The organism is Pararoseomonas sp. SCSIO 73927 (genome assembly GCF_037040815.1).
Classification (GTDB): Bacteria; Pseudomonadota; Alphaproteobacteria; order Acetobacterales; family Acetobacteraceae; genus Roseomonas.
On sequence record NZ_CP146232.1, the window covers coordinates 1,720,264 to 1,735,278 of the forward strand.

At 73.0% G+C, this 15,015-nt stretch carries 11 protein-coding genes; 3 read left to right on the forward strand and 8 right to left on the reverse strand.

Annotated elements, in window-relative coordinates:
- Positions 1–219: 219 nt before the first annotated feature.
- The 3 genes from VQH23_RS08155 to VQH23_RS08165 all read left to right on the forward strand — a co-directional run bounded on the left by VQH23_RS08155 (position 220) and on the right by VQH23_RS08165 (position 3,469).
- A complete protein-coding gene (locus tag VQH23_RS08155) occupies positions 220–1,494 on the forward strand; it encodes an AmpG family muropeptide MFS transporter (protein WP_338665134.1) in 1,275 nt (424 codons plus the stop codon).
- Positions 1,491–1,838, forward strand: a complete 348-nt coding sequence (locus tag VQH23_RS08160) for a DMT family protein (protein ID WP_338665135.1) — start codon at positions 1,491–1,493, stop codon at positions 1,836–1,838. Before VQH23_RS08155 ends, VQH23_RS08160 begins: the two co-directional genes overlap by 4 nt.
- A gap of 227 nt (positions 1,839–2,065) precedes the next feature.
- Positions 2,066–3,469, forward strand: coding sequence for a hypothetical protein (locus VQH23_RS08165; RefSeq protein WP_338665136.1), 1,404 nt, complete (start codon positions 2,066–2,068; stop codon positions 3,467–3,469).
- 420 nt (positions 3,470–3,889) lie between these two features.
- Here VQH23_RS08165 and VQH23_RS08170 read toward each other — a convergent pair whose 3' ends face one another.
- From VQH23_RS08170 to VQH23_RS08205, 8 genes are all read right to left on the reverse strand, one after another.
- Positions 3,890–4,330 (reverse strand): DMT family transporter, encoded by a 441-nt coding sequence (locus VQH23_RS08170; RefSeq protein WP_338665137.1) that lies wholly within the window; start codon positions 4,328–4,330, stop codon positions 3,890–3,892.
- Positions 4,331–4,397: 67 nt separating this feature from the next.
- Entirely contained in the window at positions 4,398–5,366 is a 969-nt protein-coding gene (locus tag VQH23_RS08175) for a hypothetical protein (protein ID WP_338665138.1), read from the reverse strand.
- A 213-nt stretch (positions 5,367–5,579) separates the two neighbouring features.
- Positions 5,580–6,032, reverse strand: a complete 453-nt coding sequence (gene crcB / locus VQH23_RS08180; protein ID WP_338665139.1) for a fluoride efflux transporter CrcB — start codon at positions 6,030–6,032, stop codon at positions 5,580–5,582.
- 336 nt (positions 6,033–6,368) lie between these two features.
- The gene (locus tag VQH23_RS08185) at positions 6,369–7,625 is read right to left on the reverse strand and encodes an MFS transporter (RefSeq protein ID WP_338665140.1); all 1,257 of its coding nucleotides are present in this window, start codon (positions 7,623–7,625) and stop codon (positions 6,369–6,371) included.
- Entirely contained in the window at positions 7,622–12,328 is a 4,707-nt protein-coding gene (locus tag VQH23_RS08190) for an NAD-glutamate dehydrogenase domain-containing protein (protein WP_338665142.1), read from the reverse strand. Before VQH23_RS08190 ends, VQH23_RS08185 begins: the two co-directional genes overlap by 4 nt.
- Positions 12,329–12,708: 380 nt before the next feature.
- Positions 12,709–13,134, reverse strand: a complete 426-nt coding sequence (locus VQH23_RS08195; RefSeq protein ID WP_408904330.1) for a phosphoribosyl-ATP diphosphatase — start codon at positions 13,132–13,134, stop codon at positions 12,709–12,711.
- Between the two features lie 224 nt (positions 13,135–13,358).
- On the reverse strand, positions 13,359–14,138 hold the full coding sequence (gene hisF, locus VQH23_RS08200; RefSeq protein WP_338665144.1) for an imidazole glycerol phosphate synthase subunit HisF: 780 nt from the start codon (positions 14,136–14,138) through the stop codon (positions 13,359–13,361).
- Between the two features lie 164 nt (positions 14,139–14,302).
- The gene (locus VQH23_RS08205; protein ID WP_338665145.1) at positions 14,303–14,932 is read right to left on the reverse strand and encodes a malonic semialdehyde reductase; all 630 of its coding nucleotides are present in this window, start codon (positions 14,930–14,932) and stop codon (positions 14,303–14,305) included.
- Between the last annotated feature and the right edge of the window lie 83 nt (positions 14,933–15,015).

The following is a 15,015-nucleotide window of genomic DNA, read 5'->3' on the forward strand; positions in this document are numbered from 1 at the left end:
GAGTCCCTAGCTGCCGGGACTGCGCTGGCAGTCGCCTGAGGCCATTGGCCTCAGGCGCACCGCCTCACGAACACTCCGCGGCAGCTTCTTAGAAGAAGATGTGAGGGGGTTGGAGGCACTGCCTCCAACGGGGGAGAGAACTCTCTCTCCCCCTGGGGCCGCCCGCACCGCCAACCAAGCCCTCCCCCGCGGCCCTCCCCCGTGGCACGGTCCGGCCCGATGCACCCGCTTCGCGAACGCCGCTTCCTCGTCCTCCTCGCCCTCGGCTTCTCCGCCGGCGTCCCGCTGCCGCTGGTGGCCGGCCAGGTGCTGCGCCAGTGGTTCACGGAGAGCGGGCTCTCCCTGACCGATATTGGCCTCACCGCGCTCATCGGGCTGGCCTACTCGCTGAAGTTCCTCTGGGCCCCGGCGCTGGACGCGGTGGCGCCGCCGCTCCTGGCGCGGCTCGGCCGGCGGCGCGGCTGGCTGCTGCTGATCCAGCCGCTCCTGATCCTCGCGATCCTCGCCACCGGTTTCAGCAACCCGGCGGCCGCGCCGCTGACCACGGCCGCCCTCGCCGCATTCGTCGCCTTCCTCTCCGCCAGCCAGGACATCGTGGTGGACGCCCACCGCATCGAGATCCTGGAGGAGAAGGAGCAGGGCTACGGCCTGGCCTGCTACGTCTGGGGCTACCGGCTGGCGCTGCTGGCCAGCGGCGGCGGCACGCTCTGGCTCGTGGGCGCGCTCGGCTGGGGCGGGGCCTACGCCTACGCCGCGGCGCTGATGCTGGTGGGCGTGGCCGCCACCCTCGCCTCGCGTGAGGGGCCGGCGCGCCCCGCCCCCGTCCTCTCCTGGGGCGGGCGCCTCAGCACCTCCGTCGTGCAGCCCTTCGCGGACTTCATGCGGCGTCCCTACTGGCTGGCCATCCTGCTCTTCATCGCCCTCTTCAAGCTCGGGGAGGCGCTGGCGGGGGTCATGACCACGCCCTTCTACCGCTCCCTCGGCTTCAGCCGGGAGGAGGTGGCGGCGGTGGGCACCGTCTTCGGCCTCTTCGCCACCCTGGGCGGCGCGCTCGCCGGCGGCTGGGTGGTGGCCCGCCTCGGCACCGCCCGCGCGCTGATCCTCACCGGCCTCGGCCAGATGCTCTCCAACCTCATGTACGTCGCGCTCGCCGGTGCCGGGCACAGCCTGCCGATGCTCTGGCTCCAGGTGGGGATCGAGAACTTCACGGACGGCCTCGCCGACGCCGCCTTCGTCACCTACCTCTCCGGCCTCACCAGCCGCGCCTTCACCGCCACGCAGTACGCGCTGCTCTCCTCGCTCGCCGCCGTGCCGCTGCGCACGCTCGGCGCCTTTTCCGGCACGCTGGCGCAGTCCCTGGGCTGGCCGGGCTTCTTCCTCATGACCACCGCCGCCGCCCTGCCCGCCATGGCGATCATGCTCTTCCTCCTCTGGCGCCTGCCGCCCGCGGAACCGGCGCGCCGCGTGGAATCCCCTGCGGAGCCCCTTGCATGACACCCGCCGCAATCTGGACGCCCCTCCTCCTCATTGGCTCGAACGTGCTGATGACCTTCGCCTGGTACGGGCACCTCAAGCGCCCCGCCTGGCCCCTCTGGCTCGCCATCCTCGCCTCCTGGGGCATCGCCTTTTTCGAGTACTGCCTCGCCGTGCCCGCCAACCGCATCGGCTACGGCACCTTCACCGGCCAGCAGCTGAAGGTGATGCAGGAGGTGATCACGCTGGGCGTCTTCGCGGTCTTCTCGGTGGCCGGGCTGGGGGAACCGCTGCGCTGGAACTACCTCGCCGCCATGGGCTGCCTGATCGCGGCGGTCGGGTTCCTGTTCCTGAAGGTGGACTAAGGACCGCCCGAGCACGCCGCCGCCTTACCAGACAGGATGTGCCGGCCCGGGAAAGGCCGCCCGATCGAACCGGTTCCGCGCGGCCGATCGGGGGAGCGGTTGGCCTGCCCTCGGCATCGGGCGCCGCCTCAGCCTTTTTGGTTCCGACTGCGCACTGATCTGCTGTTATCATCGCGGGGCCTGTCGGCCGGCGAGAGATGCCCGTCCGGTCGAGGCCAGGGGGACCGATGACGATGGCAGAGCGCAACCCGGTCGTACTCATCCACGGCTACTCGGACCAGGCAGCCTCCTTCAAGCCCTGGAAGCAGGCCCTCATCCGCGAGGGCTACAAGGAGGAGGAGGTGCATGTCTGCGAGTACAAGTCGCTCACCAACGAGGTGACGATCAAGGACGTCGCCGAGGGCTTCGACCGGGCGCTGCGCACCCGCCACGGGATTCACCCTGATAAGCCCTTCGACGCGATCGTCCACTCGACCGGCATGCTCGTGCTGCGCTCCTGGCTCAGCACCTACCCGGGCCGCCGTGGGCGCCTGAAGCGTCTCATCGCCCTGGCCCCGGCCACATTCGGGTCGCCGCTCGCCCACAAGGGGCGCGGCTTCCTCGGCGCCATGTTCAAGGGCAACAGGATACCGGGGCCCGACTTCATGGAGGCGGGTGACCTGATCCTCGACGGTCTTGAGCTCGGCAGCCGCTTCACCTGGGACCTGACCCATATCGACGTGCTGGGCCAGAACCCCGACCGCAAACCCTATTTCGGCAAGGGCCCGGACTCGCCCTGGGTGTTCATTCTCTGCGGCACCGAGAGCTATGGAGGTCTGCGCGGCCTCGTCAACGAGCCCGGCACGGACGGCACCGTCCGCTGGGCCGGCTGCGCCCTGAACACCCAGAAGATCACCATCGACCTGGCGCGCGACGGCGCGGCCCGCCGGCCGGATGACGCGAAGCGGTTCGACAGCTCGGAGATCGTTGCCGACAGCACGCTGCCCATGCCGGTCTGGCTGATCGCGGGGCGGGACCACACGACCATCCTCAGCACGCCGGAGGGAGCGGCCCTGAACCTCGTCCTCTCCGCCCTGCGCGTGAAGGACGAGGACGGCTTTACGGGATGGCAGCAGGAAGCGGAGGCGGCGACGAAGGATACGATGGGGTCCGCCCCGCAATGGCAGCAGTTCGTGGTGCGCGCGGTGGACGAGCGCCGCGATCCCATATCGGACTGGTACATGGAGCTGTTCGAGACCGCGCCGGACGGAACGAGCACGCGGGTTGATTTCGACCTGAACGTGCACGCCTACCGCGCAGATCCCAGCCTGCGCTGCTTCCATGTGAATCTGACGGACCTCGGGGGCCTGTGGCCCGACGGGAATATCCCGCCGCTGAAGGTGCGGGTCATCGCCTCGTCCGGCTCCGATCTGGTGGGCTATCACGGGCTGGGAAGCGAGAGGATCACCCCCGATGGAGTGAAGATGACGCGGGACGGGGTCTGGGATGCGGAAGTGAGCCTTCCCGAGACGTTCGGCGACGCGAGGGCGCGCCTGTTCTGGCCCTTCACGACCACCTTCCTCGAGCTGCGCCTGAACCGCGATCCGATGCCGTTCGGCGAGGATAAGAACCGCGTCTGCTACTTCGTGTGATACCGGCGTGTCCCTGTCCCGACCTGCTGGGGCGGGCAGCCCCAGGGGAAGGTTTTGCCTCCCCCTTGGAACCCCCTCCACCGGGGTGGCAACGGCCACCCCGGACCCCGCGAGAGGGCTGCCGCGGATGCGACGATCGAAAGGGTCTCTGACCCAGGGCAGTCAGTTCTGCCCTTGCAGTCGTTTCGGGTCATCGACCCGAAACGCACCGTCAGCGAAGCGAGACCAGTTCGAAGAAGAAGATGATGGCGGGAGGTCCGGAGGGAGGAAGAATTCCTTCTTCCTCCCTCCGGCCACGGAGGCCCAGCGAAAGACCAGGGCGGAGGCCTGACGGCGTGAGGCGGCCGGGGTTGCGGTCCGGCCGCTGGCCCGAGGATTTGTCGAGCGGCCGCGGCGATCGGTGCCCGGACCTCCGGCCGTTCAGAACCTGGCGACGAGCACCACCCCCGCCACCATCAGCGCCCCCCCGAGGAGGCGCAGGGCGGAGGCCGGGTGCACCTCGAAGCCCAGCAGGCCGAAATGGTCCAGCACGAGGCTGGTGACGATGGCCGCGGTCAGCGTCACGGCCGTGAAGGGGCCGGCGCCCATGGCCTTTGCCTGGGTGAGGGTGACGACGACGTAGAAGGCGCCGAGCAGCCCGCCGATCCAGCCCCACCAGGGCACGGTGCCGGCGTGGCGGAGCAGGCCGTCCGCGGGCCTGCCGATGAAGGGGGCGGCGGCGAGGACGCCGAGGATGCCGACGAGGTAGACGACGAGGGCGGGCACGACCGAGCCGGCCCCGAGCCTCTCGTTCAGCGTGGCGTTGCTGCCGGACTGCAGCATGTTGAGGACGCCCGCGATCGCCGCGAGGATGTAGGCCATGCCAGCGCTCCGGTATGCCGCCCCGGCTTAACGCGCGGGCGGTGTCCCCGCTCCGTCCGGCCGCGTCCTAATCCTCCTCGTCCCGCATCTCCTGCGGACCCTGCTCCAGGCGGCTGCGAACGGCGGTCAGCTCCTCCAGCCAGCGGTCCAGCATGGCGCGCAGGCCCTCGGGGGTGACGCCCTCCACGCCGTCGAGGCGGGAGACGACCACGCGCTTTTCCTCCGGCAGCTCCACCCGCGCCCAGCGGGTCAGGGCGTGCAGGGCCAGTGCCAGGGCCAGGGCGTCCCCTTCCTCCACGTTGATGGCGAGGGAGAAGACGATGGTGCCGTAGTGCCAGGCCAGCGCCGGCGGGTCCTCCTCCTCCACCGGGTCGGTCAGCTCCACCTGGAAGGGCAGGGGGGCGCCGTGCTGCACCAGGAAGGCGGGGGCGGAATCCTCGTCCTCCGGCTCGCCCTCCACGATCTCCAGCCCGGCCTCGCGCAGCAGGCCCTCCACGTGGATGGGCCGCAGCCCCTCCATGAAGGCCTCCGTCTCGCCCAGCGCCGTCTCGTGGATCACGGAGGCCTGGAGGGGAATTTCCGGGGTCCAGCCGAAGGCGCCCGTCAGCGCTTCCAGCACAGTGCGGGCGAGGGAGGCGCAGCCGGCCTCGTCCAGCGGGGGCAGGTCGCGCGACCAGTCCTCCCGGCCATGGGGCGGCAAGGTGAGGCCGAGATCCTTCAGCACCGCGGCGCGCTTGCGGGCCGAGACGGGGAGCTTGGAGAAGGCGCCGCGCGCGGCAAAGCGGCCGGAGGCCACCTCCACCGCGCTGCTGGCGAAGGGGGCGGAGAAGACCTGGGCGTAGGCCGCTTCCGCCATGCCCGGCAGCATCGCCGAGACGGTGAGGAAGCGCATGTCGCCCAGCGCCCAGGAGATGCCCTCCTCCTCCGGGTCCCAGAGGCAGACGCCCATGATTGCGCGCGTCAGCTTGCGCAGCACCTCCGCCGGCGTGCCGCGCCCGCCGCGGTGCAGGGTCCAGCCCCGGGTCCGTCGTTCCATCGTCATCCCACCATTGTTTGCGCGGGCGCCCGGATCGCCAAGGGGCGGGGGAGAGCCCATTTCCGCCCCGGGCCCGGCCCGCCCCTCGCTGCGGTTCCGAGCGGGCGCGCGGAGAGGCGGATGCGGGCTTCGACCAGCCTGTCACCAGGGGCCGACCCTGGCCCGGGCGGCCGCCGAGGCGCCGCGTGCAGGCCCCGGTGCCGCAAGAGGTCCTCAGCGCTTGGTGGGCGGCCGGGACGAGGGCAGGTCCGAGTCGCCCGCCATCACCACCATCCCCGGCGGGGGAACGGGCGGTGCCGCGAGCGCATAGCCCGCCGCCGTCGCCGCCAGGCAGAGCAGCACGGAGCCCGCGACGTTCCCCAGCGCCGCCAGGACCCGCCCCTCCCTCAGCAGCTCCAGCGTCTGCAGGCTGAAGGAGGAAAAGGTGGTGAAGCCGCCGCAGAGCCCCACCATGACGAAGGCGCGCAGGTCGGCGTTTCCCCCGTAGCGCCCGCCCGGCGCGGTGAGGGCCGCGAGGAGGCCGATCAGGAACGACCCGCCGACGTTGATGGCCACCGTGCCCCAGGGGAACCCCGCCCCCCACCAGCGCGCCGCGGCGGTGCTGAACCAGCCCCGCGCCACGCTGCCGATGGCACCGCCAAGGGCGATCCAGAGATAGCCGGGCATGCCAGTCCTCCCTTTCCGGAACGTCCCGGGCACTGGAAGAGCCCTCTCTTCCTCGCCCTTCGCCGGCCCGCCGTGGCCAGAGGGAGGAAGAAGGAATTCTTCCTCCCTCCGGACCTCCCACCATCATCTTCTTCTAGCGGTTTGGCCCCGGCTTCACTGACCCACGCCTCGGGGCCTGGCCCCGAGGCGACCGACAGCGCAGGACCGTCGCGGTGGGATCGGGGTGCCCTTTGGGCATCGCGCCCGCGGCAGCCCGGACGCGGGGTCCGGGGAGCCCGCCGGCTCCCCGGCGGGGATCCAAGGGGCGGCGCCCCTTGGGGCCGCCCGCGCACCGGCTCAGGACCGCGCCGCGCCGTTCTCCCGCACGCCCGCCAGCAGCACCGCGCCGATCGCCATGAAAGCGGCCGTCGTCGCGATCCCCGCGCGCTGGCTGCCGCTGGCCTGCGTCACGGCGGCCAGCACGGCGGGGCCGAGGAAGCCGGTGATGCGGCCGGAGAGGGCGAAGAGGCCGAAATGGGCCGCCATCTCCTCCGGCGGGGCGAGGCGGGCCATGAGGGTGCGGGAGGCGGCCTGGGCCGGGCCGAAGAAAAGGCCGAGGAGGAGGGAGAGGCCCCAGAACAGGGTCACGCCCTCCGCCAGCACGATCGCCGTGCCGAGGATGACGAGGCAGCACAGGGAGGCGAGCACCATGCGCTTGGAGCCGACGCGATCCTCCACCAGCCCGGACAGGGCGGCGCCGAGCCCGGCGGAGACGTTCATGGCGATCCCGAAGAGCAGCACGTCCTGGAAGGACATGCCGTGGACGCCGGCGGCGAAGATGGCACCGAAGGCGAAGAGGGTGTTCAGCCCGTCCGTGTAGAACAGCCGGGCGAGGAGGAAGCGCAGCATGTTCGGGCGGGCGGGCAGGGCGCGCAGCACGGCCGCGATCTCCCGCAGGCCGGCGCGGGCGGCGGCGCCCAGGCCCGGGCGGGGGCCGCGCGGGTCGGGCATGGCCACCAGGACGGGCCAGCCGAAGGCGAGGATCCAGGCGCCGACGAGGAGGGCGGTGGCGCGGATCGGCTCGCCGGCCGCGCGGTCCAGGCCGAAGGGGGCGGGGTCCGGGCGGATGAGGCCGAAGAGGCAGACGAGAAGGCAGGCCAGCCCGCCCGCGTAGCCCATCCCCCAGGCGAGGCCGGAGAGGCGGCCCATGCGGGACGGCGCGGCCACGTCGGGGAGCATGGAGTTGTAGAACACCGTGCCGACCTCGAAGGTCACCGTCGCCAGCCCGACGCAGAGCAGCACGTAGCCCGCCCAGGCGGGGGCGGGGTGGGCGAACCAGAGGGCGGCGGTCAGCGCCGCGGTGGCGAGGGTGCAGATCGCCAGCATCAGCCGCCGCCGCCCGCCCGCATCGGCCACGGCGCCGAGCACGGGGGAGAGGAGGGCGATGGCGATGCCGGCGCCGGTCTGCATCCACCCCCACTGCGCCTGCCCCGCCACCGGGTCCCCCGCCACCGCTTGCGCGAACCAGGTGGCGATGACGAAGGTGGTGACCACGGTGGGGAAGGCGCTGTTCGCCCAGTCGTAGAGGGCCCAGGCGAATTCGCGGCGGTTCAAGCGGCCTCCGTTGTCCCGGTACGGGCTGCCCCGGCATGAGTGGCGGTGGACAGGGTGCGCAGCGCGACCGAGACGGCCGCCAGCTCGCCCGAACCCGCCGCCTCCCGCACCATGCGCAGGACCGCCTCCGGCGGCTTCGGCGCTGCGCCGGAGAGGGTGGCGCGGGCCAGGCGCATCTGCAAGGCGCCCAGGTCCTCCAGCAGCGCCGCGCGGGCGCGCGGGCCGAAGGCGCCGGGGGCCGGGGCCGCGCGGGCGGCGGCGCGCAGGGCCTCCAGCCCGAAGTCGCGCCCCGCGGCGTCCCACGCGCCGGCCGCGTCGGAGGGGGCGACGCCCGCCGCCTCGGCCAGCCGCACGACGCCGATGGCGGCCGAGAGCGAGCCCGCCCCCGCCACCAGCCGCGCCGCCGCCTCCGGAAGGCCGCTCCCCTCCGGCACGGGCACGGCCTCGATCAGCGCGGCGATGCCCGGCCGCAGCCGCGCCTCGGCCTCGGCCAGCGGGGCGGTGTCGTCCAGCAGGGCGCGCGCGGCCTCCTCGTGCAGGCGGCGGAGCGCCGGCAGGGCCGTGCGCCGCGCCTCGGGGGCGACGAGGTCCAGCGCATCCGCCGCCGCGCCGATCCCGAAGAGGCGGTCCGCCAGCCAGGCCGCCCGCGCCACCGCCGCCGGGTCGCCCTCCGCCAGGCGGGAGAGGCCGGCCGGGCCCAGGCGGTTCGCCGCCGCGTTCGCCAGCAAGGTGGCGACGAGATTCCGCCTGAGCTGGTGCCCTTCGATCAGCTCCGGGAAGCGCTCCTGCAGGGCCTGCGGGAAGTAGCTCCGCAGCAGGGGCAGGAAGGCCGGGTCGTCGGCGAGCGTCCCGTCCTCGACCGCGTCCGTCAGCCAGAGTTTCGCCACCGGCAGCAGCGCCGCGATCTCCGGCCGCGTCAGCGCGTCGCCGGAGCCGATCCGCTCCGCCATCTGCGCTGCCGTCGGCAGGCCGAGCACGGCGCGGTCCAGCAGCCCTTCCGCCTCCAGCCGGGTCATCAGCGCCGCCTGCGCCGGCAGCGCCTCCGTCCCCGCCGCCCCTTCCAGGGTCAGGGCGGCGAACTGCGCGGCGTTGTCCGCCAGCACCAGCGCGGCCACCTCGTCCGTCATGGATTCCAGCAGCGCGTCCCGCTGCGGCCGGGTCAGCGCGCCGTTGCGCTCGGCGGCGGCCAGCAGGATCTTGATGTTCACCTCATGGTCGGAGGTGGAAACGCCCGCGGAGTTGTCCAGCGCGTCCGTGTCGATCGCCACGCCCGCCCCGTTGTTGCCAAGGCGCGCCGCCTCGATCCGCCCGGCCTGGGTCACGGCGAGGTTCGCGCCCTCCCCGATCACCTTCGCCCGGATCTCCCGCCCGTCCACGCGCAGCGCGTCGTTGGCGCGGTCGCCCGCCTCCGCCTGGCTCTCGGTGGCCGCCTTCACGTAGGTGCCGATGCCGCCGAAGTAGAGCAGGTCCACCTCCGCCTTCAGGATGGCGCGCATCACGGCCGCAGGCTCCGCGCGCTCCGCCTCGATCCCCAGCAGCGCCCGCGCCTGGTGCGAGAGCGGGATGGTCTTCGCGTTGCGCGGGAAGACCCCGCCGCCCGCGCTGATCAGGGCCTTGTCGTAGTCCTCCCAGGAGGAGCGCGGCAGCCCGAACAGCCGCTCCCGCTCGTTGAAGGAGGCCTCCATGTCCGGATCGGGGTCGAGGAAGATGTGGCGGTGGTCGAAGGCCGCCAGCAACCGCGTCTTCCGCGAGATCAGCAGCCCGTTCCCGAACACGTCGCCGGACATGTCGCCCACGCCGACGCAGGTGAAGGGTTCCGCCTGGATGTCGCGCCCCATCTCCGCGAAGTGGCGGGCCACCATTACCCAGGCGCCGCGGGCGGTGATGCCCATCTCCTTGTGGTCGTAGCCCGCCGAGCCGCCGGAGGCGTAGGCGTCGCCGAGCCAGAAGCCGTACTCGATGGAGAGCGCGTTCGCGATGTCGGAGAAGGTGGCCGTGCCCTTATCCGCCGCCGCCACGATGTAGGGATCGTCCCCGTCCAGCCGCACCACGCGGTCCGGCGGGATGATGCCGCCATCGGCGCCGAGGTTGTCCGTCACGTCGAGCATGGCGCGGATCAGGGTTTTGTAGGCGGCGACGCCCGCGGCCATGAAGGCCTCGCGCTCGCTCGGCGGCGGCACCGTGCCCTTCAGGATGAAGCCGCCCTTCGCGCCGGTGGGCACGATGATCACGTTCTTCAGCCGCTGCGCCTTCATCAGGCCGAGGATCTCCGTGCGGAAATCCTCCCGCCGGTCGGACCAGCGGATACCGCCGCGCGCCACCGGCCCGGCGCGCAGATGGCAGCCCTCCATGTGCATGGCGGAGACGAAGATCTCCCGCCAGGGCCGGGGATCGGGCATCTCGCCCGCCCGCGCGCTCTCGATCTTGAGGGAGAGGTAGTCCTTGCCCTGGAAGTAGTTGGTGCGGACCACCGCATCCAGCGCGGTGCGGAGACGCGAGAGAATGCGGTCCGCATCCGGGTCCGCCACCCCCTCCATCAGCGCCGTCCACCCGGCCCGGGCCTGGGACTCCGCCTCCTGGCTCGCCCCGTCCGGGTCGAAGCGGGCCTGGAACAGCGAGATCAGCAGCCGCGCCGCCCCCGGGTTCGCGGCCAGCGCCGCCTCCACCGCCGGCTGAGGGAAGGCGAAGCCCACCTGCTTGCACCAGCGGAACAGGGCGCGGATGAGCCAGGCCTCCCGCCACTCCAGCCCGGCGCGCAGCACCAGCCGGTTGAACCCGTCCGCCTCCGCCCGGTGCTCCAGCAGGGCGGAGAGGGCGCCCAGAAGCTCGTCGAATCGGTCCTCCGGCGCCTCGGTCCCCGCCTCCAGCGCGAAAAGGTGCAGCACCACCGGCGCGCCGCCCGCGGGAGAGAGCCGCCAGGGCTGCTCCTCGATCGCGCGCAGGTCCAGGCTCTCGAACAGCGGCAGGGCATCGGCCAGCGGCAGCGGCCCGCCCGGATTCGCCAGCCGCAGCATCAGCCGGCGCGGCCCCTCGCCTGGGATGTGGGAAACGTCCGCCACCGGCCGTCCTGCCGCCAGCGCCGCCTCGGCCAGCCGCAAATCCGCCACCGCCTGCGCGGGCGTCATCGCCTCCGTGTAGGCGGCGGGGAAGGCCTCCGCCCAGCGCGCCGCCAGCCGCGCGCCCTCTGCCTCGCCGGAGGCCTCGGTCAGCGCGCCCGCCAGCGCCTCCGGGAAGCCGCGCGAGGCCTGCGCCACCGCCGCTTCCAGCGCGGCCACGTCCACCTCCACCGGCGCGCCGGGATCGGTGCCGATCACGTAGTGCACCCGCGCCAGCGGCGTGTCGGAGATGGCGATGTAGAAGGCGGAGAGCCGCCCGCCGAAAGCCGCTGCCAGCAGCCGCGCCACCCTCTCCCGCAGCCGCGTGTCGAAGACCTCGCGCGGGAACCAGGCGATGGCGGAGACGTAGCGGCCGAAGCTGTCCCGCCGCACCACCAGCGCCGGCCGCGGGCGGATGGTCAGGTCCAGCGCCCGCCGCGCGCCCGCCAGGATCTCCGCCTCGCTCGCCTGGAACAGCTCGTCGCGCGGCCAGGTGTCGAGGATGGACTGGAAGGCCCGCGCGTCGTGGCTCTCCGGCGCCGCGCCCGATGCCGCGAGGATGCGCGCCACCTTCGACTTCAGCCAGGGAATGCCGCGCGGGTTGCGGTTGTAGGCCGTGGCCGCGAAGAGCCCCATGAAGAGCCGGATCCCCGCCACGCTTCCGTCCGGCGCCAGGATCCGCGTGGCCACCACGTCCGCGTGGCTGGGCCGGTGCACGCGCATGCGCAGGTTGCCCTTGGCCACCGTCAGCGCCGCCGCCTCGGTGAGGGAGTGGCGCACCGCCACCGGCACCGCGGACAGGTTCCGGAGCGCGTCGAAGGGAACCACGGTCGGATCGCGCAGCAGCCCCAGCCCTTCCTCGGGCGAGATGGCGCCGCCATCGGCCGAGATCCGCAGCAGCCGGTGCCCGAGCAGGACGAAGTTGTCCTCCGCCAGCCAGCGCAGGAAGGCGGCCGCCTCCTCCCCCTCCGGCGCCCCGGCCACTTCCCCTTCCGCGGCCCGCAGCCGCTCCAGCATCGGGCCGAAATCGCCCACGGCCTGCCGCACCTCGGCCAGGGCCCCGCGCAGCGCCGCCTCCACCGCCGGCCAGTCCGCCGGCGCGCCGCGCCCGCTGCCGTGCGGCGCGATCTCGATCCGCATCACGCTCTCGTTCGGCTCTCCCGGCACCGCCGGCCCGATCGAGACCACCCCGCCATCCGCCCCGCGCCGCACCGACAGGATGGGGTGCAGCAGCCGCCGCACACTGCGGCCCGACAGGGTGATCGCCGCCAGCGCGCTGTCCACGAGGAAGGGCATGTCCTCGGTCGCGATCTCCGCCACCGCCCCCGCGCCCATGCCGCCCGCCGGCGGGGTCAGCCGCAGCGACACCTCCCCCGGCCGCCGCGCCGCCGCCACGCCGAAGAGCGAGGCCGCCCAGCCCGCCAGCGCCTCCGGCGCCATCCCCGCCAGCTCCTCCAGTGGCAGGGCGGCGCCCAGGCCGCGCAGCAGCGCCCCGGCGGAGGGCGGAAGCGCCGGCGCCAGCCGCGCCAGCGCCGCCTCGCCCTCGGCCAGCAGCGCGCTCCGCATCCCCTCCGCCCCGGCAGGGGCAGGCGTCAGGTCGTCCGGCATGGCGTTCTCCTCGCGGCGGGGGGAAGATCAGGGGCGGCGAGACCGGGCGCAAGCGTGAGGGGATGACAAGAGGCGCGGAGCGGAACGCGGGCCGGCTTAGGAAGCGCCGGTGGCCCCAGGGGGAGAGAAAGAATTCTCTCCCCCTGGACCCCCTCTCATCTTTTTCTGAAAGGCTGCCGCGGGACGTTTTGCTGGGGGCGCGCCTGAGGTCGATGACCTCAGGCGACTGACACGGCGGCCGGGCCGACACGGTGCTGAAAAGCCTCTGGTGCCGCCCTTCGATCATCGTATCCGCGACAGCCCGATGCAGGTCCAGGAGGCTCAGCCTCCTGGCGGAGGGTCCAGGGAGGCAGAGCCTCCCTGGGGCGACAGGCACGCCCTCAGGGCAGCTTCGTCGTCTCCCCGGCCCTCACGACGCCGGCCGAGGAGAGATTCTGGCGCGCCGCCTTCTCGGCGATGCCGCTGATGCCCTCGCGCCGGACCAGTTCCGCCCAGACGTCCTCCGGCCGGATGCCGGCATCCACCCAGGTGACGATGAGGTGGTAGAGCAGATCCGCGCTCTCGCCGATCAGGGCGCGGCGGTTGCCGGCCATGGCCTCGATCACGGTCTCCACCGCCTCCTCGCCGAGCTTCTGGGCCACTTTCGCTGTGCCGCGGGCCAGCAGACGGGCGGAGTGGGAGGTGGTGGTGTCGCCGGAGAGGCGGCGTTCCTCCACCGTTTCCCACAGCCGGTCCAGCACCGCCGCCTCGGCCACACCCTCGCCGGGGTCCAGCGGCGCCAGGTGGCGCGATTCGGCGCGGCGCACCCGCTTGGGCGCGCGCGCATCGGCCGCGATGGGGGAATCGGCCAGGTCCTGCGGAACGGGCAGGGGCTGCGCCGCGCGCGGGTGGTCCTTCCACTTCGCGGGCTTCAGCTTCGGTCCCTTCCTGGCCGGAGCGGCGGCTGCCTGCTTCGCCGGAGGGGAGGCCGGGCGGGCCGCCTTGCCCGGCGATGCGTTCCCGCCCGCGGCCTTACCTGCTCTCTTCGCCATCAGGCCGCCTCCCTCGCCTCGGGCACAGGGCGGATGGGCCAGCCGGCTTCCGCCAGCGCCGCCTTCGCCTCCGCGATCCGGAACTGCCCGTAGTGGAACACGCTGGCGGCGAGCAGCCCCGTCGCACCGGCCGCCGCGCCCGCCACGAAATGGTCCAGCCGGCCGACACCGCCCGAGGCGACGAGGGGCAGGCGCACGGCGGCGCGCACGGCCCGCAGCAGCTCCAGGTCGAAGCCCTCGCCCGTGCCGTCCCGATCCATGGAGGTCAGCAGGATCTCTCCGGCGCCGAGGCTTTCCACCCGCCGAGCCCAGTCCACCGCGTCCACCCCCGTCTCCCGGCGCCCGCCATGGGTGAAGATCTCCCACCGGCCCGGCGCCACGCGGCGGGCGTCCACCGCCACCACGATCGCCTGGCTGCCGAAGGCCTCCGCCCCGCGCCGGACGAGGTCCGGATCGGCCAGGGCGGCGGAGTTGACGGAGACCTTGTCGGCACCGGCCAGAAGAAGCGCGCGCATGTCCTCCACGCTGCGGACCCCGCCGCCGACGGTCAGGGGAATGAACACCTCCGCCGCCGTGCGCGAAACAACATCCAGCATGGTCCCGCGATTCTCGTGGGTGGCGCCGATGTCGAGGAAGGTGACCTCGTCCGCCCCTTCCCGGTCGTAGGCGCGGGCCTGCTCCACCGGATCGCCGGCGTCGCGCAGGGAGACGAAGTTCACGCCCTTCACGACGCGCCCGTCCTTCACGTCCAGGCAGGGAATGACGCGGAGCGCTAGCATGTCGAAACGTCCCGGCGGTGACAGGGCCGAATGCCCTGGTCATCCGAACGGGTCAAGCGCGGAAAACGCGCAGAGGTTGTGGCCTCCGGGAGGGGGTAAAGGAATTCTTCCTCCCCCTGCCCGGGAAGCCCCTCCTCTTTTCCGGGCGACGGGTGCCGCGCCCGTCAGGCCAGGGAGGCGGCCTCGTCGAAGCCCAGGCGCGGCAGGCGGCCGAAGGTCTTGGAGTGGTCGCCGTAGCCGAGGTTGATGAGCATGGTGGACTTCCACCCGCTCTCGCCGAGGAAGAGCTCGTCCACCTTCTTGGAGTCGAACCCGGCCATCGGCCCGGTATCCAGCCCCAGCGCGCGAGCGGCGAGGATGAGGTAGGCGGCCTGCATGGTGGAGTTCATGAAGGCGCTGCGCTCGGCGAAGGCCGCGTTCCCCGTGAACCAGGACCGCGCGTCGGCGTGCGGGAACAGGCGCGGCAGGTGCTCGTAGAACTGCGGGTCGAAGGCGACGATCACCGTTACCGGGGCGGTCCGCGTCTTATCCTGGTTCCCCGCGGAGATGGTGGGGAGAAGCTTCTCCTTCCCCTCCGGGCTACGGACGAAGACGAAGCGGCCGGGGGACTGGTTGGCGCTGGTGGGGCCGAGGGCGACGAGGCCGTAGAGCTCGCGCAGCGTCTCGTCCGTCACCGGCCGGTCCTGCCAGGCATTGGCGGTGCGCGCCGTGCGGAACAGGCGGTCCAGCGCCGCGTCGTCCAGGGGGGTGCCGGGGGCGGACATGTGGGTGTCGGGCATGTGGGTGTCGGGCATGGAAGGGTCTCCTTGCCCGGCATGATGGGCCGGCCCGGGCAGGGCGGCCAATCCCCGCCGGGGATCGCCGTCATCCCGGTTGT

Bases quoted from the DNA above. Each gene is read 5' to 3' on its own strand.
- VQH23_RS08155 (WP_338665134.1), top strand. From the start codon at position 220: ATGCACCCGCTTCGCGAACGCCGCTTCCTCGTCCTCCTCGCCCTCGGC.
- VQH23_RS08190 (WP_338665142.1), bottom strand. From the start codon at position 12,328: ATGCCGGACGACCTGACGCCTGCCCCTGCCGGGGCGGAGGGGATGCGG.
- VQH23_RS08170 (WP_338665137.1), bottom strand. From the start codon at position 4,330: ATGGCCTACATCCTCGCGGCGATCGCGGGCGTCCTCAACATGCTGCAG.
- hisF (WP_338665144.1), bottom strand. From the start codon at position 14,138: ATGCTAGCGCTCCGCGTCATTCCCTGCCTGGACGTGAAGGACGGGCGC.
- crcB (WP_338665139.1), bottom strand. From the start codon at position 6,032: ATGCCCGGCTATCTCTGGATCGCCCTTGGCGGTGCCATCGGCAGCGTG.
- VQH23_RS08205 (WP_338665145.1), bottom strand. From the start codon at position 14,932: ATGCCCGACACCCACATGCCCGACACCCACATGTCCGCCCCCGGCACC.
- VQH23_RS08160 (WP_338665135.1), top strand. From the start codon at position 1,491: ATGACACCCGCCGCAATCTGGACGCCCCTCCTCCTCATTGGCTCGAAC.
- VQH23_RS08165 (WP_338665136.1), top strand. From the start codon at position 2,066: ATGACGATGGCAGAGCGCAACCCGGTCGTACTCATCCACGGCTACTCG.
- VQH23_RS08175 (WP_338665138.1), bottom strand. From the start codon at position 5,366: ATGGAACGACGGACCCGGGGCTGGACCCTGCACCGCGGCGGGCGCGGC.